Origin of the sequence: Mycobacterium sp. OAE908, assembly GCF_017872775.1 — a bacterium.
GTDB lineage: Bacteria > Actinomycetota > Actinomycetes > Mycobacteriales > Mycobacteriaceae > Mycobacterium.
Genome location: NZ_JAGGJL010000001.1, coordinates 111,651 through 132,671, shown reverse-complemented (window position 1 = coordinate 132,671; position 21,021 = coordinate 111,651). Strand labels below are relative to the sequence as shown.

21 protein-coding genes are annotated in these 21,021 nt (G+C 66.1%); 12 read left to right on the top strand and 9 right to left on the bottom strand.

Going from position 1 to position 21,021, the window contains the following annotated elements:
• Positions 1-40 precede the first annotated feature (40 nt).
• From J3E61_RS00595 to J3E61_RS00585, 3 genes are read left to right on the top strand one after another with little or no spacing between them, the layout of a single operon-like run.
• Positions 41-337 carry a hypothetical protein gene (locus J3E61_RS00595; RefSeq protein WP_192726615.1) on the top strand — a complete coding sequence of 99 codons (297 nt, stop codon included), beginning with the start codon at positions 41-43 and terminating at the stop codon, positions 335-337.
• Positions 338-358: 21 nt separating this feature from the next.
• The gene (locus J3E61_RS00590; protein WP_210082226.1) at positions 359-1,192 is read left to right on the top strand and encodes an AraC family transcriptional regulator; all 834 of its coding nucleotides are present in this window, start codon (positions 359-361) and stop codon (positions 1,190-1,192) included.
• Between the two features lie 8 nt (positions 1,193-1,200).
• Entirely contained in the window at positions 1,201-2,580 is a 1,380-nt protein-coding gene (locus tag J3E61_RS00585; protein WP_210082225.1) for an amidase, read from the top strand.
• Positions 2,581-2,659: 79 nt separating this feature from the next.
• Here the strand turns inward: J3E61_RS00585 and J3E61_RS00580 are convergent, their stop codons facing one another.
• A complete protein-coding gene (locus J3E61_RS00580) occupies positions 2,660-3,154 on the bottom strand; it encodes a DNA-deoxyinosine glycosylase (RefSeq protein WP_210082224.1) in 495 nt (164 codons plus the stop codon).
• A gap of 42 nt (positions 3,155-3,196) precedes the next feature.
• Between J3E61_RS00580 and J3E61_RS00575 the strand changes: the two genes are divergently transcribed.
• The 3 genes from J3E61_RS00575 to J3E61_RS00565 all read left to right on the top strand — a co-directional run bounded on the left by J3E61_RS00575 (position 3,197) and on the right by J3E61_RS00565 (position 7,144).
• Positions 3,197-4,324: an adenylate/guanylate cyclase domain-containing protein gene (locus J3E61_RS00575; RefSeq protein WP_210082223.1), complete on the top strand. Its 1,128-nt coding sequence runs from the start codon at positions 3,197-3,199 to the stop codon at positions 4,322-4,324.
• Between the two features lie 138 nt (positions 4,325-4,462).
• Positions 4,463-5,677 carry a glycosyltransferase family 1 protein gene (locus J3E61_RS00570; RefSeq protein ID WP_210082222.1) on the top strand — a complete coding sequence of 405 codons (1,215 nt, stop codon included), beginning with the start codon at positions 4,463-4,465 and terminating at the stop codon, positions 5,675-5,677.
• Positions 5,678-5,758: 81 nt separating this feature from the next.
• Positions 5,759-7,144: an HNH endonuclease gene (locus J3E61_RS00565; protein ID WP_210082221.1), complete on the top strand. Its 1,386-nt coding sequence runs from the start codon at positions 5,759-5,761 to the stop codon at positions 7,142-7,144.
• On the opposite strand, the gene cadA is transcribed toward J3E61_RS00565, so the two are convergent.
• The 3 genes from cadA to J3E61_RS00550 are packed head-to-tail and all read right to left on the bottom strand — an operon-like array spanning position 7,145 to position 10,427.
• The gene (cadA, locus tag J3E61_RS00560) at positions 7,145-9,334 is read right to left on the bottom strand and encodes a cadmium-translocating P-type ATPase (RefSeq protein ID WP_210082220.1); all 2,190 of its coding nucleotides are present in this window, start codon (positions 9,332-9,334) and stop codon (positions 7,145-7,147) included.
• Positions 9,331-10,221 (bottom strand): hypothetical protein, encoded by an 891-nt coding sequence (locus J3E61_RS00555; RefSeq protein ID WP_210082219.1) that lies wholly within the window; start codon positions 10,219-10,221, stop codon positions 9,331-9,333. Before J3E61_RS00555 ends, cadA begins: the two co-directional genes overlap by 4 nt.
• Positions 10,221-10,427 carry a cation transporter gene (locus J3E61_RS00550; protein WP_192726607.1) on the bottom strand — a complete coding sequence of 69 codons (207 nt, stop codon included), beginning with the start codon at positions 10,425-10,427 and terminating at the stop codon, positions 10,221-10,223. Before J3E61_RS00550 ends, J3E61_RS00555 begins: the two co-directional genes overlap by 1 nt.
• Positions 10,428-10,486: 59 nt before the next feature.
• Between J3E61_RS00550 and J3E61_RS00545 the strand changes: the two genes are divergently transcribed.
• Together J3E61_RS00545 and dtd are read left to right on the top strand one after the other, a co-directional pair.
• A complete protein-coding gene (locus tag J3E61_RS00545) occupies positions 10,487-11,101 on the top strand; it encodes a DUF305 domain-containing protein (RefSeq protein WP_210085373.1) in 615 nt (204 codons plus the stop codon).
• Positions 11,102-11,137: 36 nt separating this feature from the next.
• Positions 11,138-11,569 carry a D-tyrosyl-tRNA(Tyr) deacylase gene (gene dtd / locus J3E61_RS00540; RefSeq protein WP_210085372.1) on the top strand — a complete coding sequence of 144 codons (432 nt, stop codon included), beginning with the start codon at positions 11,138-11,140 and terminating at the stop codon, positions 11,567-11,569.
• A gap of 6 nt (positions 11,570-11,575) precedes the next feature.
• Here the strand turns inward: dtd and J3E61_RS00535 are convergent, their stop codons facing one another.
• Positions 11,576-12,427: an AIM24 family protein gene (locus tag J3E61_RS00535; protein ID WP_210082218.1), complete on the bottom strand. Its 852-nt coding sequence runs from the start codon at positions 12,425-12,427 to the stop codon at positions 11,576-11,578.
• A 38-nt stretch (positions 12,428-12,465) separates the two neighbouring features.
• Here J3E61_RS00535 and J3E61_RS00530 point away from each other — a divergent pair, with 38 nt between their 5' ends.
• Positions 12,466-12,666 (top strand): hypothetical protein, encoded by a 201-nt coding sequence (locus tag J3E61_RS00530; protein WP_192726603.1) that lies wholly within the window; start codon positions 12,466-12,468, stop codon positions 12,664-12,666.
• Between the two features lie 90 nt (positions 12,667-12,756).
• Positions 12,757-13,326, top strand: coding sequence for a hypothetical protein (locus J3E61_RS00525; RefSeq protein ID WP_210082217.1), 570 nt, complete (start codon positions 12,757-12,759; stop codon positions 13,324-13,326).
• On the opposite strand, the gene J3E61_RS00520 is transcribed toward J3E61_RS00525, so the two are convergent.
• The 3 genes from J3E61_RS00520 to J3E61_RS00510 are packed head-to-tail and all read right to left on the bottom strand — an operon-like array spanning position 13,323 to position 19,156.
• On the bottom strand, positions 13,323-15,488 hold the full coding sequence (locus tag J3E61_RS00520; protein ID WP_210082216.1) for a molybdopterin-dependent oxidoreductase: 2,166 nt from the start codon (positions 15,486-15,488) through the stop codon (positions 13,323-13,325). The genes J3E61_RS00525 and J3E61_RS00520 overlap by 4 nt on opposite strands.
• A gap of 18 nt (positions 15,489-15,506) precedes the next feature.
• Entirely contained in the window at positions 15,507-17,417 is a 1,911-nt protein-coding gene (locus J3E61_RS00515) for an ABC transporter ATP-binding protein (protein ID WP_210082215.1), read from the bottom strand.
• Positions 17,417-19,156, bottom strand: a complete 1,740-nt coding sequence (locus J3E61_RS00510; RefSeq protein WP_210082214.1) for an ABC transporter ATP-binding protein — start codon at positions 19,154-19,156, stop codon at positions 17,417-17,419. Before J3E61_RS00510 ends, J3E61_RS00515 begins: the two co-directional genes overlap by 1 nt.
• A 184-nt stretch (positions 19,157-19,340) precedes the next feature.
• Between J3E61_RS00510 and J3E61_RS00505 the strand changes: the two genes are divergently transcribed.
• Positions 19,341-19,862 carry a DUF3558 family protein gene (locus J3E61_RS00505; protein WP_192726994.1) on the top strand — a complete coding sequence of 174 codons (522 nt, stop codon included), beginning with the start codon at positions 19,341-19,343 and terminating at the stop codon, positions 19,860-19,862.
• Positions 19,859-20,413, top strand: a complete 555-nt coding sequence (locus J3E61_RS00500; RefSeq protein ID WP_192726598.1) for a DUF3558 family protein — start codon at positions 19,859-19,861, stop codon at positions 20,411-20,413. The genes J3E61_RS00505 and J3E61_RS00500 overlap by 4 nt, the downstream gene beginning before the upstream one ends.
• On the opposite strand, the gene J3E61_RS00495 is transcribed toward J3E61_RS00500, so the two are convergent.
• The gene (locus J3E61_RS00495) at positions 20,414-20,920 is read right to left on the bottom strand and encodes a histidine phosphatase family protein (RefSeq protein ID WP_210082213.1); all 507 of its coding nucleotides are present in this window, start codon (positions 20,918-20,920) and stop codon (positions 20,414-20,416) included. It abuts the gene before it with no gap.
• Positions 20,921-21,021 lie beyond the last annotated feature (101 nt).

Genomic DNA, 21,021 nt, shown 5'->3' with positions numbered 1-21,021 from the left:
GCATCGTATGTCGTCCGCCCGGATGGTTAGGCTGATCCGCGTGTCCGACTACCTAGACCTTGACGAAGACCTTGACGAGGAACTGACCGATGAGTCCGAAGATGGCGGGACAGTAGAGGACGAAAACGGCCACACGCTCTCCATTCGTCGTGCCACCGGGGAAGAGGTGCTCACGATCTTTTCGCCGGGCGAGGAGTGGAGCGTCTACCTGGCGCCCGGCGGCGCCATGACGAATGCGTTCGTCGGCACCCCGGGTGACCCACTGGTCTGGGTGAATGCGGCCGATCGGCCGATCGAGCGCGACGAAGATGGCACGTACATCATCCGCATCGACTAGCAGTTTCGTAGCCTGACTCTCATGGGCGCCCGCGACACCGCGACACAAGCCGCGCCCATCCGCGGCGTGGTCGGACGGGCAGGCAGCGCGTCGGCGTTCGACCTCGATCGGTGGGCGCCCTCGGATGCCACTGCACGGTTCGTCGAGCACTTCTGGTCGGTGTGCTGGGACCTTCGGGACCAGGCGCCGTTCGACAGCACGGTCATCACCTTCCCGTCGCTGCATCTCACGCACGAGTGGGGCGATGACGGTCCGCGCCACGGCTTTCCGTTGCCGAACACGTTGGTGCACGGCGTGGTGGAGCGCGTGTTCCACACGACGATCAGTGAGCGCGGTCGCGTGGTCGGGGCCCGGTTCCGGCCGGGTGGTTTCACCGCGCGGTTCGGCCGCGACGCTGCCGCCTTGACTGGGCGCATCCAACCGATGGACGACGAATTGTTCGGCCGGGCAATACATCTCGACGACGACGTCGATTCCGCTTCGGCTCGCATGGACGAGCTCATCGGTGACTACGCTGGCGAGCTCGACCCCACGTTCGTGGCATTGACGCATCTGGTCGACCGGATCCGCGAAGACGATCGGCTGCACCGGGTCGAGCAGGTGATGGCGCATTCGCCGTGGAGCGCGCGCACCACGCAGCGGGTGTTTCGCAGGTATGTCGGCGTTCCGGTCAAGTGGGTGCTGTGCCGCTACCGGCTGCAGCAGGCGGCGCTGGAGATCGAGAGCCGGCCAGGCGTCGATCATGCCGACCTTGCCGTCCGGCTCGGCTGGTACGACCAGGCGCACTTCATCAACGACTTCCGCGACATGCTTGGCACCACACCGGGCGAATACGCCTCGACCCACGGAAGTTAGGAGATGGCGTGGACACTCGTGAGCTCGTCTTCGCAGGCGCCGCCGAGCAGGCCCGCGCTCTTGCCGACGGCGTCATCGCAGCACCTGCGTTGCTGGACGTCTACCTGGAGCGCATCGGCCGCCTCGACCCGGAGCTGAGGTCGTATCGGGTGGTGCTGGCTGACAGCGCGCGGCAGGCGGCCGTCACCGCGCAGGCCAGGTTGGACGCGGGGGAGCGGCTGCCGCTGCTGGGCGTGCCCATCGCCATCAAGGACGACGTCGACGTCGCGGGCGAGGTCACGACGTATGGCAGTGCCGCGCACGGGCCTGCCCGCACGCAGGACGCGGAAGTGGTGCGTCGACTGCGTGACGCGGGAGCGGTCATCATCGGAAAGACCGCGGTGCCCGAGATGATGGTGTGGTCGTTCACCGAGACGCTCGCGTTCGGGGCGACGCGCAACCCATGGAACACCGACTACACGCCCGGTGGGAGCAGCGGGGGCAGCGGTGCGGCGGTGGCCGCGGGTTTGGCGGCCATGGCCCTGGGATCCGACGGCATGGGATCGATCCGGATTCCGTCGACGTGGTGCGGGTTGTTCGGCATCAAACCGCAGCGTGACCGGGTGCCGCTGGCGCCGCACGACGACGCATGGAACGGGTTGAGCGTGAACGGCCCGATGGCGCGGACGGTCGAGGACGCCGCACTGTTTCTGGATGTGACTGCGCCGGGCAACGGGTTCGTCGCCGCGGCCAAGCAGGCGCCGGCAAAGTTGCGGATTGCGTTGAGCACCAAGGTGCCTCCGCCGCTGACGGCGCGGGTCGGCAAGGCGCAGCGGGCGGCCGTCGAGCAGGCGGGAAAGCTGCTGCGCGAGTTGGGCCACGAGGTCATCGAGCGGGATCCCGACTATCCGCTTTCGGGGGTCTATGGGCATGCGCTGCCCCGCTACTTCCGCGGGGTGTATGACGACGTGAAGACGCTGCCGCACCCGGAGCGCCTCGAGCGTCGCACCCGTGCGTTCGCGCGGATCGGCGGACTGCTCTCTGATCGTCGGATGAACGCGATCAGGGGGTCGGAAAGCGAAGTGGCCGAACGTATCCAGTCGATCTACGACGATGTCGACGTGGTGATCACCCCTGGAACGGCGACCGGCCCGTCGAAGGTCGGGGCCTACCAGCGGCGCGGGGCGATCGCGACGTTATCGCTCGTGGCGATGCGGGTTCCGTTCCAGGCGATGTTCAACGTGACGGGGCAGCCCGCGGCGGTGGTGCCGTGGGACCTGGACGGCAATGGTCTTCCGACGTCGATTCAGTTGGTGGGCAAGCCATTCGACGAGGCGACGTTACTGTCGTTGGGAGCGCAGATCGAGCAGGCCCGGCCGTGGGCGCAGCGCCGCCCGCCGGTCTCATAAGTACCGCGAGCGTGCGTGTCTGCACACGACACGCCGCGCAATTCTGGCATTTTGCGCACGCTCGCGGCTCCCGACGGTGTCATGACTCGCCTATGACCCGCCAGGCGGCCAGCTTGTCCTGGTAGCGCATGGTTTGCGCGGGACTGGTCGACGGCAGCCGTCGATATTGAAAGTCGGGCGCGACGCGGACCAGGCGGTTGAAGTTCTTCTCAGCGGCAGCTCCGTTGAAGAACACCCGCGAGATATCCGGATACTGCTCGAACAGCTCGCCAAAGTCGTTGGGCACCATGCTGTCCGGCTCGACGGCCGAATCCAGGCTGCCGACGCGACGGCATGACCGCAGCACGTCCCACACCGCAACGCCATTCACGACCAGCGCCGCGGTCCGCACGTCATACGGCGCGTCCGCGTCGAACCCGAAGATCGCGCCGGTGATCCTCCAGAACGCGTTCCGCGGGTTCGCGTAATACTGTTGCGCGCCCAGCGAAATCACGCTCGGCATGTTGCCGAGGATCAGCGTCTTGGCGCCGTCGCCGACAATCGGCGGAAACCCGTGGAGCAGCTCGGAAGCCATGTATCCGAATATTGCCCCACCTCGGCGGTATACGTTGTGGCCGTGGCCGAAGACTTCGATCTCGAAGCGTCCGGGCTGCTCGACGGCCTCGAGGGCGAGGAACGTCAGGAGCGCGCCGAACTGATTCCGTGGCTGCTCGAGCGGGGAGTAACCGTTGAGCAGATCAGGGGCGGGTTCATGCCGGCGCTGCTCGCGTCGCGTCGGCTCCTGGGTGACGACGGCGTCTACGTCTCTGCCAGGGAGACCAGCGAAAAGACGGGCATCGACCTGGACCTGCTTCAGCGCCTGCAGCGCGCCATGGGGCTGCCGCGCGTCGACGATCCCGGTGCGGCCGTGTATCTGCGCGCCGACGCGGAGGCCGCGGCATATGCGAAGAAGTCGCTAGACCTTGGCATCGAGCCCGACCAGGTCGTGCAGATCACCAGGACGCTCGCTGAGGGGTTGTCGCGCGCCGCCGAGGTGATGCGCTACGCCGCCTTGGCGTCGATTCTGGACCCATCGGCTTCGGAGCTGCAGATCGCGAAGAACACCGAAGCGTTGATACGTGAGATCGCTCCCATGCTCGGCCCGATGATTCAGGAAATGCTGCGCCTGCAGTTGCGCCACCTGATGGAGACCGAGGCCGTCACGGCCAGCGAAAGGGCCGAGGGGCAACGCCTGCCAGGCGCTCGCCTGGTCACCATCGCGTTCGCCGATCTCGTCGGCTTCACCCGTCTCGGCGAGGTGGTGTCGCCCGAGGACCTCGAACGGCTGGCACACCGCCTCGGCGAACTCGCTCGTGAGGTCGCCGTCCCGCCGGTGCGCTTCATCAAAACCATTGGCGACGAGGTGATGTTGGTCAGCCCGGAACCGGTTCCGCTACTTGAGGCGGTGCTGGACCTGGTCGACGCGACCGAGGGCGATGATGACTTTCCTCGACTGCGCGCGGGCATCGCCACCGGGATGGCGGTGAGCCGGGCCGGCGACTGGTTCGGCAGTCCGGTGAACCTCGCCAGTCGTGTGACGAGCGCGGCGCGGCCCGGTTCGATACTGGTCTCGGAGCAGACCTACGAAGCGATCGCCGACGACGGCCGATTCACCTGGTCATTCGCGGGAGCGCGGCACCTGAAGGGCATCAAATCCGACGTCAAGCTGTTCCGTGCGCGAAGGGCGACAGCCGAGAGCGACTGAGTGCTGACCCCCTCCCACTCTCAATCTATAGCGCATAGGGGGGCTTGCGGCAAGACCCCGGTGGTGACGCAAAATCCTCCCCTACCTGCGGTGTGGGCCCAGGCCGAAGCCAAAACTCGTGGAAATGGGGCAGCGAAAATGCGTGTGTTGTTGTCGACGTGGGGGTCGCGTGGAGACGTCGAACCGGTGCTGGCGCTTGCGGTGCGACTGCAAGAACTCGGTGCGCAGGCTCGGGTGTGCGCGCCTCCGGACTTCGCCGAGCAATCGGCACGCCTCGGCGTCGAGATGGTCCCTGCCGGTCAGTCGGTGCGAGCGCTGGTGCACGGGAGCGGCGGAAAAAAGCCGTCGACACCGGCCGACGCACCACGCGTGGCAGCCGGGTTGGTCGCTGCGCATTTCGAGATTGTCGGAGCCGCGGTCGAGGATTGTGACGCGGTGGTGGCGACGGGCTTGATGCCTGCCGGTGTGCGGTCGGTGGCCGAGAGTCGAGGCATCCCGTATGTGCTTGCGGCCTTCCACTCGGGTTCGTTTCCTTCGCCCACTCAGCGGCCGCTGCCGCGGCCCGGCAAGCCGTTTCCGCCGGGCGAGACCGACAACCGGGTGCTGTGGGACATCGATGCCGAACGAGTAAACGCGTTGTACGCCAAGCCGCTCAACGAACATCGCGCCGCGATCGGGCTGCCGCCGGTCGACAATGTCCGCGACCACGTATTCACGAACCGTCCATGGCTTGCGACGGACCCGACGCTGTCACCATGGCCCGGTTCGCCGTACCTCGACGTCGTGCAGACCGGCGCGTGGATCCTGCGCGACGAACGCCCGCTGCCTGCCGACCTGGAGAGCTTCCTGGACGCTGGAGAGCCTCCGGTATTCGTCAGCATGGGCAGTGTGCGCGCCCCCGAAGACGTCGCCAGGGTGGCGATCGAAGCGGTTCGCGCGCAGGGCCGCCGCGTAGTCATCGGTCGCGGGTGGGCCGACCTCGCTCTGATTGACGATGAAGACGACTGCTTCGTCGTTGGCGAGGTCAATCATCAGGCGCTGTTCGGTCGGGTCGCCGCCGTCGTGCACCATGGCGGTGCGGGGACGACCACGACGACCGCTCTGGCGGGCGCGCCTCAGGTGGTGGTGCCTCAGATCGCGGATCAGCCGTACTGGGCCGAACGTGTGGCAGAGCTGGGAATCGGTGCGGCACATGATGGTTCGACACCGACGGTGGAGTCCTTGGCTGCGGGGCTCGCGGTCGCGCTGGCTCCGGAGACCTGGCTGCGAGCGAAGGATGTGGCGGGAATGATCCGCACCGACGGGACCACGGTGGCCGCGAACCTCTTGCTCGATGAGGTCTCACGCGTCTGACGCCAAACCTCTTGTGTCACTTTGATTTCACTGGCACCAACCCGGCCATTCTTGTCTGACCCCCGAACTAATGTTCGAAGTATGACGTCGGGTGCGGTTGCGGATCGCGAGGAGATTCTCGCGACTGTGGCGCGCTGGGAACAAGCCCAAGTCGACATGGCCGGGCTGTCGTTCGGCGCGTTGACGGGGCCCGAGGTGCTTGGAATTCAGCAGCGGCTCGAGGTCGGGTATCGCCGTCAGCCCGCCGTCGATCACCGGCTGATTCATCAGCTCAACTCGCAGTGCACGCCGACCGAACTCGGGGCCAAGTCCTGGGCCAAGGTGCTCTCCGAAGCGCTTCGGATCTCGGAGGCCGAAGCGAAGCGGCGCATCAAACAGGCCGCGATGTTGGGGCCGCGGACGGCGTTGGGCGGAGAAGTGTTGGCCCCGGTGTTGCCGAATGTGGCTGCGGCCCAGGCCCGCGGTGACATCGGGGCCGAGCATGTGCGGATCATCGAGAAGTTCTTCGATGAACTGCCCAGTCGCATCGACGGTGAGACCCGTGGATCGGCCGAGGCCGATTTGGCGCGCGTCGCTACCGGGTTGGGGCCGACGCAGTTTCGGGCGGCGACGGAACGCTTGGCGCTACTGCTGAACCAGGATGGTGAACTGCCCGACGACGCTGACCGGGCGCGGCGGCGATATCTGACCATCGGCAAGCAGGACGTCGACGGGATGAGCGAGGTCCGCGGTCTGCTCGACCCCGAAGCCCGCGCGACATTTGATGCGGTGTTCGCGAAGTTGGCGGCGCCGGGCATGTGCAACCCGGACGACGAATCGCCGTGTGTGGACGGCGAGCTCAGCGCGGAGGCGGTGCTAGCCGATACGCGGTCGGCGGGGCAGCGCAACCACGATGCGCTCAAGGCGATGGGCCGATCGGTGTTGGCCTCGGGAGAGTTGGGTAAACATAACGGGCTGCCTGCCACGATCATCGTGTCGACGACGCTGCAGGACCTGCAATCAGGCGCCGGAGTCGCGGTCACCGCGGGCGGCACGCTGCTGCCGATGCGCGACGTGATCCGGTTGGCATCACAGGCCAATCACTATCTGGTGGTCTATAACAAGCACACCCGCGAACCGCTCTACTGCGGCCGGGCGAAACGTTTCGCGACACCTGGGCAGCGCATTGTGTTGCATGCCATGGACCGTGGTTGTACGCGGCCGGGTTGCACCACGCCGGGCTACTGGTGTCAGGTTCACCACGTCGACGGCTGGGCCGCCGCGGGCGGTCAAACCAACATCACCAACGCGACGCTGGCTTGCGGCCCGGATAACCGCCTCGTCGAGGAGCAGGGGTGGACCACCCGAAAGCGCAAAGACGGCCGCACCGAATGGATTTCACCACCACATCTGGACACCGGGCAGGAACGCGTCAACGACTACCACCATCCCGAGAAATACCTGATACCCGAAGAGGGCGACCCGTAGCTACCGGGACGCGCTGAATCGGCGCAGCCTCAGGCTGTTGCTGACAACGAACACGGAGCTGAAAGCCATTGCAGCGCCGGCGATCATCGGGTTGAGCAAGCCGGCCGCGGCCAATGGCAATGCCGCGACGTTGTATGCGAACGCCCAGAACAGGTTGCCCTTGATGATCGACAAAGTCCTGCGCGACAACCGAATCGCAGTCGGCACAGCACGCAGGTCGTCGCGCACCAGCGTCAGGTCGCTCGCCTCGATTGCGACGTCGGTGCCGGTACCCATCGACAAGCCGAGATCCGCCTGGGCGAGCGCAGCGGCGTCGTTGACGCCGTCGCCGACCATCGCCACCACTCGACCGTTGGCCTGCAGCCCCTTCACCGCTGCCACCTTGTCCTCGGGCAGCGCCTCGGCGATCACTGCGTCGATTCCGACCTGCTTGGCAACGGTCCGTGCAGCGTCAGCGTTGTCACCCGTCAGCAAGATCGGCGTCAAGCCGAGATCGCGCAACTCCCGGATGGCATCGGCCGACGTCGGCTTGACGGCGTCGGCGACGACGAGCACTCCGCGCGCCCTGCCTTCCCAGCCGACAACCACCGGCGTCCGGCCATGAGATTCGGCCTCCTGTATGGCCTTTGCGAGATCATCGGGCAGGTCCAGCAGCCGGCGGCGACCGACCAACACCATGTGCCCCTCAACGAGGCCCTGGACACCCAGTCCATCGAGGCTTTTGAAGTCGTCCACGGTCGGTAGCTCGCCGAGCTTCTCGCGCGCGCCGCTCGCGATCGCTTTGGCGACCGGATGCGACGACGCATCCTCGAGCGCCCCGGCCAATCGCAATACGTCGTCCGGTTGCTCACCATCGGCGGCGATCACGTCGACCAGCGTCATCGTCCCGGTGGTCACCGTGCCTGTTTTGTCCAAGACGATGGTGTCGATGCGGCGCGTGGACTCGAGCACTTCCGGCCCTTTGATCAGGATGCCAAGCTGTGCGCCGCGACCAGTACCCACCATCAACGCGGTCGGTGTGGCCAAGCCGAGCGCACACGGGCACGCGATGATCAGCACCGCCACCGCAGCCGTGAACGCCGCTGCAACGGATCCGCCTGTGCCGAGCCAGAATCCCAAGGTCGCTACCGACAACGCGATGACGATCGGCACGAACACCCCGGAAATCTGATCCGCCAACCGCTGCGCCTGCGCCTTGCCGTTCTGCGCGTCTTCTACCAGGCGGGCCATCTGCGCCAGCTGAGTATCCGAGCCAATGCGACTGGCCCGAACCACAAGCCTGCCATCGACGTTGACCGTCGCACCGACTACGGCATCGCCGGGCCGGACATCCACCGGCACCGATTCCCCAGTGAGCATCGACGCGTCAACCGCTGAACTGCCCGAAACGACCACGCCGTCGGTGGCGAACTTCTCTCCCGGACGCACGACGAACTCGTCGCCGACCGACAAGCGTTCGATCGGAATGCGTTGCTCTGCACCGTCTTTGAGCACCGCGACGTCTTTGGCGCCGAGTTCCAGCAGCGCCTCCAGGGCCGCACCGGCTCTCCGCTTGGCGCGGGCCTCGAAATAGCGGCCTGCGAGGATGAACGTGGTCACTCCCGCCGCCGCTTCGAAGTAGACGTTGCCGGTTCCGTCGGTGCGCGCGATCGTCAGCTCGAACGCATGCTTCATTCCCGGCATGCCCGCATTGCCCCAGAACAACGCGTAGATCGACCAACCGAGCGCGGCGAGCGTGCCCATCGAGATCAGCGTGTCCATGGTGGCGGTGCCATGCCGCAGATTCGTCCACGCCGCCTGGTGAAACGGCCACGCACCCCAGATGACCACCGGCGCCGCCAGCGCCAGCGACAGCCACTGCCAGTTGCTGAACTGCAGCGCGGGCGCCATCGCCATCGCGATCACCGGAACCGTCAGCACTGCCGAGATCAGCAGTCGCTGCCGCAGCGATGCCGTCGGATCAGCTGTCGTTTCGATGGCTTCCTCGGGAAGGTGCGCCTGGTAGCCGGCGTCTTCGACCGTGGCCACCAGCTGACCTGCGGTCACGGCATCGCCGTATTCGACATGCGCCTTCTCGGTCGCGAAGTTCACCGTGGCGGTGACGCCCTCGAGCTTGTTGAGTTTCTTCTCGATTCGATGTGCACACGACGCGCACGTCATGCCGTCGATCGCGAGCTCGACCGACGTCATCGAGACTCCCTGTCGCCGACGGACACGGTGAACTCAGCGGTGCGCACCACACCAGCATGCTGGAAATCGAGGAACAGCCGGTAGTCGCCCCCGCTCGGAAAGACGGCGTGGAAGCCGATGTCGGGTCCTGAGGCAGTCACGCCATCGCCCGGCGTGCCCATCGGGTGGACGTGCAGGTAGGCCAGGTCCGCCGCGCGCAGCGCAACCAGATGGCCGTATGCACCCAGGTACGGCTGCAAATCGGTGACCGGCTTGCCGGCGCGGCTCACCGACATTGTCAACATAGCCGGCTCATCCGCTTTCGCCGTCCCGCTCAAAGTGACCGTGTACCCGCCGTCGACGACCGACGTCGCCGCGACTGGCGACAGCGGCTGCGGGGCGTATTCGCCGCCGACGTGCACGTTGGCCCCCAACGTCATCGCGGGGCCACCGGCCGGGGTGAAATCGGCGAACACGCGATAGTCGCCGCCAAGGCCGAGATCGACTGGTACATCCCATGTTCCATCGGAACCGAGCCTTGGGTGCACATGCTGGTAACGCGTCAAATCGTTGCGGACCACGATCAAATGCAACAGCTTTTCGTGGTTCTCGATGTACCGCATCACCGGCGCGCCGCTGGCGTCGAGGATCCGAAATCGCAGCGGCACCCGGCTGGCGGCCTCGTATCGATCTTCGGCCAGCGAGAGCGTGTAGCCGTCTTGCATCGACGACAGGCCACCGGGCAACTCGGTCGCGGCGCCGTGGTCTCCGTGACCGTCGTCGTGTCCGGTTGCCTGCTGCACGACCACACCGCCCTCGGGCCCGACGGCCCCGCCGAGGAAGACGGCGACGGTGAACACCACGGCCAGGCCGACCATGAACGCGACGATCTTCTGTGCGGCGTTCATCAGCCGGCCAACCGGTAGCCGGCTTCCTCGATGGCGGTCTTGATCGCCGCCGCCTCGACAGGTCGTCCGCTCTCGATGACGACCGTTCCGCTGCCGAGATCGACATTGACCGCGTGCACCCCGGGGATATCGGAGATTTCCTCACGCACCGTCGAGGCGCAGGAACCGCAGCTCATACCCGTGACGGTGACCGTCGTTGTGCTCATGCGTCATGTGTACCATACCCCCCTAGGGTATTAAAAGTGTGTAGAAAGGAACGATGACCATGTGGAAGCGAACGACCATGATCGGTGCCGGCGCCCTGGCGGTGCTGGCCATCTCGACAGGCTGTAGCAGCTCGACCCAATCCGAGCATCCCGCTGAACACTCCATGTCGGCCATGACCGCCGCACCGACCACGAGCGCAGCGGCGCAGGCCCACAACGACGCAGACGTGATGTTCGCCCAGCACATGATTCCGCACCACCAGCAGGCGGTCGAGATGAGCGACATGGTCCTCGGCAAGCAGGGCATCGATCCACGCGTCACCGAAGTTGCCAATCAGATCAAGGCCGCCCAGGGACCCGAAATCCAGTTGATGCAGGGCTGGCTCACTCAATGGGGCACGCCCGCCATGCCGCCCATGTCCGGTCACGAGATGCCTGGCATGAGCGGCATGATGTCCGACGCAGACATGACGGCGCTGACGTCCGCGCAGGGCGTCGACGCGAGCAAGCTGTTCCTGACGCAGATGATTGCGCATCACGAGGGCGCAATCACGATGGCGCAGAACGAAATCAAGGATGGCCAATTTCCAGCCGCGATCGAACTTGCCAACGCGATCGTCACCGCCCAGCAGAAAGAGATCGAAACCATGCGGGGCATCCTGGCGACGCTCTAGTTGTGGCGTTGGGTGCGCATGGCAGCATCTGCGGTCATGCGCATCCTCGTGCAACGGGTGACCTCGGCATCGGTGACTGTCGACGGTGAGATCGTCGGCGCCATCTCCCCGGACGGTCAGGGCCTGCTCGCGCTCGTCGGCGTCACGCACACCGACGATGCGGCGAAGGCGCAGCGGCTGGCCGAAAAGCTATGGCAGCTGAGGATTCTCGACGACGAGAAGGCCGCGGCAGATGTCGGCGCGCCGATTCTGGTGGTCAGCCAGTTCACGCTCTACGCCAACACCGCGAAGGGCAGGCGCCCGACGTGGAACGCCGCCGCTCCTGGCGCGGTGGCCGAACCGTTGGTGACGGCGTTCGCCGAAGCGCTCCGACGCCTCGGCGTGCACGTCGAAACCGGCGTGTTCGGCGCCGACATGCAGGTCGCGCTCGTCAACGACGGCCCGGTGACGGTGCTGCTGGAGGCTTAGTGAGTGTTAGCCCGTCGCGACCGGCGGAATGCCCTCCGACGGCTGGACGATGACAAAGCCCTGCCCGTAGAACGACACCTGAAGCGCCTCGCCGGAACCGCGACCGATCAGCGCGCCCGCCTTGAAGCTCGTCTTCAGCTGCGTCTGCAGATTCGCCGACCACGCCACGACGGCATTGGTGTCGGCGAATGTCGGCGCCTCGGCCGCGTTCAGCACGACGGGCGGCCCATCGGTGGTCAGCGCCACCCAACCGGTGCCGCGCAGCGTCGTGTTGAACAGACCGCCGGCGACCATGCTGCCGCCCTTCACCCGCTCGATGTTCCAGTCGAGGCTCGAGGAGAACGCCAGCACGTTCTTGCCGCTGATCGACAGTCCGGCGTTGTTCAGGTTCAGTAGATGTACGTCGTAGGCCCGCTCGGCGAGGAACACATCGCCCTGACCCTGGCAGCGCATCAGCGGCAGTCCCTCACCTGTCAACGCCTTCTTGATGAATTTCGTTGCGCCGCCGCCCTCGAACGAGAAATCCACGTTGCCTTGATAGGCGACCATGGCACCCTGTCGCGCCATGAACGGTTCGCCGAGGCGCACGCGCAGCAGCTTCGAGTTCTGGTTCGCGATCGGTTTGGCTTCCTTCTCGCTGAACCGGCCGTCGACGAGATCGCCGGTGATGCCCGAGAATCCGTCACCGACCGGAGCGGTCTGCGGTGGCGCCGGTGACGCAGGCGGCCCACCCAGCGGTGCACGGCTCACCTGCCCGCGATGGGACACCTGATCGGTCCATTGCCGGCCGTCGAACCACCGGTACTCGTAACGGCCTTCGGGGTCGGGGCGCCAGCTTCCAGGTCCAGTTCCTGTCATGCCGTCCAAACTAGGGCAACCGCTGGCATTCTTAGGTGATGGCAAAGGAAATCGACCGGGTTCGGGCGCAGAGCGCCCTTGCGGTCATCAAGCAGCACCCGGGCATGGTGCTGTTCGCCGTCTCGCCGGTCCTCATCGGGGTAGGGCTGGTGTGGTGGTTGGTCAGCCCGGCCCTGGCCGTGCTGCTGTTGATCGGGGCGGTCGTCGGCGGCGGCGCCGTCGTGCTCATGAAGCGGTAGACACCGGCTGACCCTGCCAGCGGCGATCACGGCCGTTCGCTTGCGGTGAAAGGCGTCCCATCAGCTTTGTAACGGTGTAATCATTTAATCATGCGACAACATCACCTCCATGGCCGACGGTCGGGCCGCTCCGGCGGCTGGCAGCAGGCCGAACAACCCGATGCAAGCGATGCTGCCGACTGGTTCGCCGGCCGGTTGCCCGACGGCTGGTTCGACGGCGACCCGACGGTCGTTGTCGACCGCGAAGAGATCACTGTGATCGGCCGACTGCCCGTGGCCGAAGGAGAAGAGAGCGAGGCGCGCGCCTCGGGCAGAGTCTCGCGCTTCCGCGAAGAGACCCGATCCGAGCGCATGCACATCGCCGACGAAGCCGAGGCCCGCTACGGCCGGAAAGTGGCTTGGGGGGTAGAGGTGGGCAGCGCCGAAAACCCAGAGCGAATTCTGTTCACCCACATCGCCGTTCCGGTGATGACCCGGCTCAAGCAGCCGGAACGTCAGGTGCTCGACACGCTGGTCGACGCGGGGGTGGCGCGGTCGCGCTCCGATGCGTTGGCCTGGTCGGTCCGCCTGGTTGGCGAGCACGCCGACGAATGGCTTGGCAAGCTGCGCGACGCTATGAAAAACGTCGACGACCTGCGCGCCGAGGGCCCGCAACTCTAGGCCAAGCGTTCTATCCCAACGTACGACGAGCTCAGCGGGGCGGTCTGCGACAGCGGGTCGACGGGTCCGCCGTCGATCAGCAGATTGCGGTTGGCGCCGTAGGACTCCGGCTGCGCGCCGCCGCGCGGGTCGAAAATCCTTGAGCCCCAGCCATGGTCGATGACGACCACGCCACGCCGAGGCCGCTCGTCGACCGACGCCGCCAGCTCGATCGCGCCGACAGGGGAGTAGACCCTCACCTTGTCGCCGTCTTGGACGCCAAGCGCGGCCGCGTCGTCGGGATGGATCACCACCTCGTTGTCCTTGCCGGACGGATGCAAACCGGGCAACTCGTTGAGCCATGAGTTCATCGAGTGACGGTTTCGCCGGTTCGCGAGCTGGAACGGATACTCCGCAGGCGCCTGCGGCGTATGTTCGGCGAGCAGCTCGCGCGCCCGCTGCACGAACTCCGGCGGCGCCGCGTGCACCTTCTTGTCGTCGGTGCGCAGCGCTTGCCGGAAGTGTCCGAACTCGCGAGGGCCGAGCACCCAGCCGTGCGGGTGGGCCATCACGTCACGCCATTTGATCCTGCGGCCGTTGACCTTTCGCCCGGTTGCGACCACCACCCTGTCGACCCAGTGCGGCCCGAACTCCAACGCCGGCTTGCGCGTCAGCCGCGCCAGTCGGCGCGTCGCCTTGATGAATCCATTGAACCCCCTGGCGCCGAACAGCGGCTTGCGCATGGCGATCGCCAGATCGACGAAGATGCGCCATTCCTGACGCGCGCCGGGCGGTGGTTCGACCGCTTTGCGTCCGTACTGCAGGTACGGCTCGTCGTGCATGTTGCTGGTGAACGCGAGCAGGTCGTCACGCTCCAGCCAATGGACGGCGGGCAGCAGCCAGTGCGCATGTCGGTGGCTTTCGCGCTGCACAAAGTCGATGGCCACCAACAGATCCAGCTGGGCCAGCGCCTCGTCGAGCTTGGCGCCGTCGGGTCCCGAGACCACCGGATTGCCGCAGTTGATCAGCATCGCCTTGATCTGGCCGGGACCCGGAGTTGTTATCTCATCGGGCAATTCGCTGAGCGCATGCGCGCCGGCAACCATGCCGCGCCCGGCAACGCGACTTCTATGGGGTGACTGCTTGATCATGCCGGACAGCCGGATGGCGTCCACGTACCCGGGCTCATACCTGCGACCGCCGGGACGATCCATCCTGCCGGTGATCACGTTCAGCACGTGCCCGAGCCACTCCGCGACGGTGCCTGCAAGATGCAGCGACACGCCGGTCCGTGTCACCACCATCGCGGCGCGCGCTGTGGCGAACTCGCGCGCCACCCGTTCGATCTGAGCGCGCGGAATGTCGCACCGCACTGCCAGATCGTCGAGGTCGGCATCGGCGACAAGCCGCCGCAGATCGTCGACACCCGTTGCCAGTTCCGTGCAGTCCTGCTGATGTTCGAGGCGCTCGTCGAGGATCACCTTGACCATCGCGAGCAGCAGTGCCCAGTCCTGCCCGGGCCGCACGGCGAGGTGGACGTCGGCCTTCTCTGCGGTCTCTGTCCGCAGTGGGTCGACGACGACGATCGTTGCGCCCCGCTTTTGTCGCTCCACCGCGCGCCGCCATCCACCAGGCACCGTCTCGAGCCAATTCCACGCGCTGACAGCGGGATTGGTGCCGACGAGCAGAAAGTAGTCGCAGTTGTCGATGTCGGACACCGGCGCCATCAGCATCGAACCGTACATCGCCGTTGCGACGACGTGCATCGCGTTCTGGTCCACCGAGCCGACGAAGTACCGGTTGTGCGTGCCGAGGCCGTCCAGCCATGCGTTCATGAAGATGATGTTCGACGACGAGAAGCCGGACGGATTGCCGTAATAGATGCCGACCGCATCGGGCCCGTCGGCGTCGATCAGCGCGTTCATCCGGGCGGCGATGTCACCGATCGCCTCCTCCCAACTGGCCTCCACGTATGTATCGCCCACCCGGCGCATGGGGTTGAGGATCCGGCGCGGATGCTCGACAAGCTGGTTGGCGGTGCGGCCCTTGGCGCAGAAGTCCTGCCACGTGTGGGGGTTCTGCTTGTCGGGCGCGATCTTGGTGACCCGGTTGTCCTCGACCGTCACTTCGAGTCCACAGCAGGCCAGGCAGTATCGGCAGAACGTGTGCACCGTGGCGGTCATGCACGCACCATAGCCCCGCTAGACCTGCGTCATCTCCCAATAAGCGCCATGCTTAGCCAACAGTTCCTGATGACTGCCTCGCTCGACGATCCGGCCCGCCTCCATCACCAGGATCACGTCGGCATCGCGGATCGTCGAAAGCCGGTGCGCGATGATGAAACTCGTGCGATCGCGGCGCAGTTCGCCCATCGCGTGCTGGATCAGCAGCTCCGTTCTGGTGTCCACCGAGCTGGTTGCTTCGTCGAGAACCAGCAGCTGGGGGCGGGCCAGGAAGGCGCGGGCGATGGTGATCAGCTGCTTCTCACCCGCACTGATGTTGCCGCCGTCGTCGCTGACGACCGTCTGGTAGCCGTCGGGCAGTGTGTGCACGAACCGGTCGACGTAGGCCGCCGTAGCGGCAGCGATCACGTCGTCCTCGCTGGCATCGGGTCTGCCGTAGGCGATGTTGTCGTAGATCGACCCGCCCAGCAGCCAGGTGTCCTGCAGCACCATGCCGATCCTTGACCGCAGTGACTGCCGGTCCACCGACGAGATGTCAACGCCGTCAACGAGAATGCGTCCCGAGTCCACGTCGTAAAACCGCATCAACAGGTTCACCAGCGTGGTCTTGCCCGCGCCGGTTGGCCCGACGATCGCCACTGTGCTGCCGGGCTCCGCCACCAGTGACAGGTCTTCGATCACCGGTGTGCCTGGCTGGTAGCTGAAGTCGACGTGCTGGAACTCGACCCGGCCGCGCGGGCCGCCGTCCACCGACGGCAGCACCACGCCCGGGTCCGGCGACTCTTCCTCGGCGTCCAGCAGATCGAAAACCCGCTCGGCACTTGCCACTCCGGACTGCAGGGTGTTGTACATCCCCGCGACCTGACTCAGCGGCTGATTGAACTGGCGGACATACTGGATGAACGCCTGGATGCTGCCCAGCGTGATCTGACCCGTCGCGACCTGCACACCGCCGACCACCGCGACCGCCACGTAGCTCAGGTTTCCGACGAATGTGGTGGCCGGGCCGACCAATCCCGAGAAGAACTGCGCGCCACGGCTGGCCTGGTAGACGTCGTCGTTGAACTGTTCGAACTGCTCCAGCGCCCTGGCCCGGTGGCCGAAGGTCTTGACCACCGTGAACCCGCTGTAGGTCTCCTCGATGTGGGCGTTGAGGCGGCCGGTGTTGCGCCATTGCGCGACGAACAAGCGCTGTGAGCGGCGGGCGATCGCGCGCGTCACCCACAGCGACAGCGGCACGGTGATGACCGTGAGCAACGTCAGCAGCGGCGAGATGGTCAGCATCATCACCAACACCGCCACCACGGTGAGCACCGAAGTCAGCAGCTGGCTGATCGTCATCGACAACGACTGCTGAAGGTTGTCGATGTCGTTGGTGACCCTGCTCAGCACCTCGCCGCGTTGCCGGGAGTCGAAGTAGCGCAACGGCAATCGATGCACCTTGTTCTCGACGTCCGAGCGCAGACCCACCATGGTGCGCTGCACCACGACGTTGAGGATGCGCGCCTGCAGCCAAACCATCAGCGCAGCAACCAGATACAGCCCCAAAGCCAAAAGCAGCGTGCGGCCGATCGCGCCGAAGTCCACGCCACGGCCAGGCACGACATTCATTCCCGACAGCAGATCGGCGAAGGTGTTGTCGCCGCGCGCCCGCGCTGCCGCGATGGCCTGCTCCTTCGTCAGACCAGCGGGCAGTTGGCGCCCGATCACGCCGTTGAACAGCAGATCGGTCGCGTGGCCGAGGACGCGCGGGCCTATCACCCCGATCGCGATCCCGCCGACGCCCAGCAGGATCACGACGGCGGTGAGCCCGCGCTGCGGCGTCAGCCGTTTGACCAATCGGACCGCCGACCCCTTGAAGTCGCGCGACCGCTCCGTCGGTGCCTGCACCACGCCGCGGATCGGCCGTGTCATCGGCCCTGCGGTCATCAGTGGCCTCCCGCCCCGGCGACCAGCGACTGCGAGTCGGCGAACTCGGCGTAGGTGGGGCAGGTGGCCAGCAGCGTCTCATGCGTGCCGATTCCCACCACCCGGCCGTCGTCGACGACCACGATCTGGTCAGCCTCGGCGACCGTCGAGATGCGTTGCGACACAATCACGACCGTCGAGGCCGCCGACACCTCGCGCAGCGACGCGCGGACGCGGGCGTCGGTGTGCACATCGAGTGCGGAGAACGCGTCGTCGAACAGATAGATCGCCGGACGGCGGATCACGGCGCGTGCGATCGCCAACCGTTGTCGTTGGCCGCCCGAAAAATTGATGCCGGCCTGCGCGACCGGCATCCCCAAACCGTCGGGGTGGGCGCGGACGAAATCGTCGGCGGCCGCGACCCGCAGCGCATCCCACATCTCCTCGTCGGTTGCGTCGGCCTTGCCGTATCGCAGGTTGTCTGCGACCGTGCCGGAAAACAGGTAGCCACGCTGCGGCACCAACCCGATGGCCGCCCACAGCTGTTCGGTGTCGTAGTCGCGCACGTCGACGCCGTCGACGCGTACCGCGCCTTCGGTGACGTCGTACAGCCGACAGATCAGCGAGATCAGCGTGGATTTACCCGACCCCGTCGACCCGACAATCGCGGTGGTGGCGCCGGGTAGCGCAGTGAACGAAACATCCTGCAGCACAGGGCGGTCGGCGCCGGGGTAGCTGAATGTCGCACCGTCCAACCGGGTTTCGCCGCGAACGGTGTGGGGTCGCACCGGCGACGGAGGGCTGGTGATGCCGGGCGTAGTGGACAGCACGCCGGTGATCCGTTCGGCGCATACCGACGCGCGCGGCAGCAGCACCAGCATGAACGTGGCCAGCAATACGGCCATCAGGATCTGCATGAAGTAAGAAAGGAACGCGATCAGCGAGCCCACCTGCATCTGCCCGGCGTCAATTCGCAAGCCGCCGAACCAGATCAGCGCGACGCTGGAGATGTTGATCACCAGCGTGGTGACCGGCAGCATCAGCGCCTGCAAGCGGCCTGCTTCGAGCGCGGAGTCCGATAGGCCCTGGTTGGCAACGCCGAATCGGTTGCGTTCGAACGCCTCCCGCGCGAAGGCTCGGATCACCCGTAGGCCGGAGAGCTGTTCGCGCATCACCCGGTTGATGCTGTCGATCTGACGCTGCACCCGACGGAAGATGGGCAGCAGTCGCGACACGATCAGATAATTGGCGACCGCCAGCACCGGCACACTGATCAACAGCAGCCACGACAGGCCCGCGTCCTGATGTATCGCCATGAAGATGCCGCCGATCGACATGATCGGCGCGGTGATCAGCATCGTGCAGGTCAGCTGCACGAACTGCTGGATCTGCTGGACGTCGTTGGTGGTCCGGGTCAGCAGCGACGGGGCGCCGAATCGAGCCGTCTCCTCTGCCGAGAAGCTGGTGACGTGGCTGAAGATCGACCTGCGCAGGTCACGCCCGACGCCCATGCCTGACCGCGACCCGAAGTACACCGCGCCGACCGCGCACACCACCTGCATTCCGGTGACGGCGAGCATCACGCCGCCGAGTTCGGCGATCCGCCGCAGATTCCCTTGGGCGACGCCGTCGTCGATGATCGCGGCGTTGACGGTGGGCAGGTACAGCGACGCGAGCGTGCTGATGAGCTGGAGACCCGCCACGGTCGCGAGCAGAGAGCGGTACGGACGCGTATACCGTCGCAGCAACGCCCAGAGCATCCCGCTACTGTCGCATACCCCGCCCACCGAAGTTGTGTTCGGCAGGGCCACCTGAGAATTCGCTTAATGAGCTGGTCAATCGGCATGTCGGTGGTTGAGGTGTTGGGGTGCCGCTACAGTGCATGGCGTGACCCCCAGCAAGTGCGCGACCGGGAAGCCGCGGTCCGCGAAGGCGCTGGCCGCAATGGCCGCGGCCATGATGCCGCTGTTTGCGGCGTGCTCGAGCGATTCGGGGGGCTCGACTTCGCCTAGCGTTCCGCAGTCGCCGGGCCCGTCGCAGAACGCCTCGCACGGCCCGATGTTTCCCGAATGCGGCGGCGTCACCGACCAGACGATCGCCGAACAGACCCGGGTCACCGGCCTGGTGAACACCGCGCGCAACTCGGTGGGCTGCCAGTGGCTGCAGGGCGGCGGCATCCTGGGCCCGCACTTCTCCTTCACGTGGTATCGCGGCAGCCCGATCGGGCGCGAACGCAAGACCGAGGAACTGTCGCGGGCCAGCGTCGAGGACATCAACATCGAGGGGCACAGCGGGTTCATCGCCTTGGGCACCGATCCGACGATCGGCAACAACCTGTGCGAGGTGGGCATCCAGTTCCAAGACGATTTCATCGAGTGGTCGATCAGCTTCAACGAACAGCCGTTCCCGGATCCCTGTGACGTGGCCAAGGAACTGACCCGACAATCGATTGTGAATGCGAAATGAGCCGCTTGCGCCGTCGCGCACTGGCCGGCGTGGTCGCCGCGATGTCGGTGCTGGTGCTGCTGACCGGCTGCACGTCAACGGTTCAGGGAACCGCGACGAAGTCGGGAACGGGCGACGTGCCCCGCAACGACGACTCGGCCAAGCAGTACCCCAACCTGCTCAAGGAATGTGAGGTGCTGACCGAGGACATCCTCGCCAAGACCGTCGGCGCCGATCCGCTGGACATTCAGAGCACGTTCGTCGGCGCGGTGTGCCGCTGGCAGGCGGCCAACCCGGCGGGCCTGATCGACATCACCCGGTTCTGGTACGAGCAGGGCAGCCTCGACAATGAGAAGAAGGTCGCCCAAAGCCTGAACTATCAGATCGAGAACCGCTCGATCGCGGGTGTGCCGTCGATAGTGATGAAGCCCAACGATCCCAACGGGGCGTGCGGAGTCGCCAGCGACGCCGGAGGTGTGGTCGGTTGGTGGGTGAACCCGCAGACGCCGGGCATCGACGCGTGCGGGATGGTCGTCAAGCTGATGGAACTGACGCTGGCCACCAGTTCCTGATCACCTGGGCACGTGGAAGCCGACAAGTGTGGCGCCGCTGAGCGTCAGCTTGTCCCATGGCTCACCGGTGCGCAGCACCGCGATCGCAGAGGTCGGGAACTTCGCCGAAATGCGTTCGGCCGCTGTGCTATTGCTTCCGTCAATGGAGGCCAGGCCGAGCGCCAACGACGACATCGTCGGCTCGTGTCCGATCACCAGCAGGGTTTCGACGTCGGGTGCGACCCGGTTGATCTCCTCGATCACCGTGCCAGGTGTTGCGTCGTATAGCCGGTCAAGGTAGTCAACCGGGGCGTCGATACGGGTCCGCGCCAGCGTCTCGCGGGTGCGGGTGGCCGTCGAGCACAGCACCGCGTCCACCGCGGGCGCGTTGGCCCGCAGCCAATCGCCTGCCAGCGTAGCCTCCCGTTCACCCCTCGGCGCCAGCGGGCGCTCATGGTCGGCCACACCGGTCGGATAGTCCGATTTGGCGTGCCGAAGCAATAGCAGAGTGCGGTAGCGGTCGGTCACACCAATAACGGTAGGGCATGCCGACGCACGTCCCGAGACTTGTCGGCGGGCGGACCTACACTCGCGGTGCCGAGGAGATACAGGACATGAAAGGAGAGCCG

What these genes read in the sequence shown, in the direction of transcription:
- J3E61_RS00550 (WP_192726607.1), bottom strand. Translation starts at nt 10,427, where the DNA reads ATGAGCACAACGACGGTCACCGTCACGGGTATGAGCTGCGGTTCCTGC.
- J3E61_RS00505 (WP_192726994.1), top strand. Translation starts at nt 19,341, where the DNA reads ATGGCCGCGGCCATGATGCCGCTGTTTGCGGCGTGCTCGAGCGATTCG.
- J3E61_RS00565 (WP_210082221.1), top strand. Translation starts at nt 5,759, where the DNA reads ATGACGTCGGGTGCGGTTGCGGATCGCGAGGAGATTCTCGCGACTGTG.
- J3E61_RS00530 (WP_192726603.1), top strand. Translation starts at nt 12,466, where the DNA reads ATGGCAAAGGAAATCGACCGGGTTCGGGCGCAGAGCGCCCTTGCGGTC.
- dtd (WP_210085372.1), top strand. Translation starts at nt 11,138, where the DNA reads ATGCGCATCCTCGTGCAACGGGTGACCTCGGCATCGGTGACTGTCGAC.
- J3E61_RS00570 (WP_210082222.1), top strand. Translation starts at nt 4,463, where the DNA reads ATGCGTGTGTTGTTGTCGACGTGGGGGTCGCGTGGAGACGTCGAACCG.
- J3E61_RS00510 (WP_210082214.1), bottom strand. Translation starts at nt 19,156, where the DNA reads ATGCTCTGGGCGTTGCTGCGACGGTATACGCGTCCGTACCGCTCTCTG.
- J3E61_RS00580 (WP_210082224.1), bottom strand. Translation starts at nt 3,154, where the DNA reads ATGGCTTCCGAGCTGCTCCACGGGTTTCCGCCGATTGTCGGCGACGGC.
- J3E61_RS00515 (WP_210082215.1), bottom strand. Translation starts at nt 17,417, where the DNA reads ATGACCGCAGGGCCGATGACACGGCCGATCCGCGGCGTGGTGCAGGCA.
- J3E61_RS00590 (WP_210082226.1), top strand. Translation starts at nt 359, where the DNA reads ATGGGCGCCCGCGACACCGCGACACAAGCCGCGCCCATCCGCGGCGTG.
- J3E61_RS00500 (WP_192726598.1), top strand. Translation starts at nt 19,859, where the DNA reads ATGAGCCGCTTGCGCCGTCGCGCACTGGCCGGCGTGGTCGCCGCGATG.
- J3E61_RS00555 (WP_210082219.1), bottom strand. Translation starts at nt 10,221, where the DNA reads ATGAACGCCGCACAGAAGATCGTCGCGTTCATGGTCGGCCTGGCCGTG.
- J3E61_RS00535 (WP_210082218.1), bottom strand. Translation starts at nt 12,427, where the DNA reads ATGACAGGAACTGGACCTGGAAGCTGGCGCCCCGACCCCGAAGGCCGT.
- J3E61_RS00520 (WP_210082216.1), bottom strand. Translation starts at nt 15,488, where the DNA reads ATGACCGCCACGGTGCACACGTTCTGCCGATACTGCCTGGCCTGCTGT.
- J3E61_RS00525 (WP_210082217.1), top strand. Translation starts at nt 12,757, where the DNA reads ATGCGACAACATCACCTCCATGGCCGACGGTCGGGCCGCTCCGGCGGC.
- cadA (WP_210082220.1), bottom strand. Translation starts at nt 9,334, where the DNA reads ATGACGTCGGTCGAGCTCGCGATCGACGGCATGACGTGCGCGTCGTGT.
- J3E61_RS00545 (WP_210085373.1), top strand. Translation starts at nt 10,487, where the DNA reads ATGTGGAAGCGAACGACCATGATCGGTGCCGGCGCCCTGGCGGTGCTG.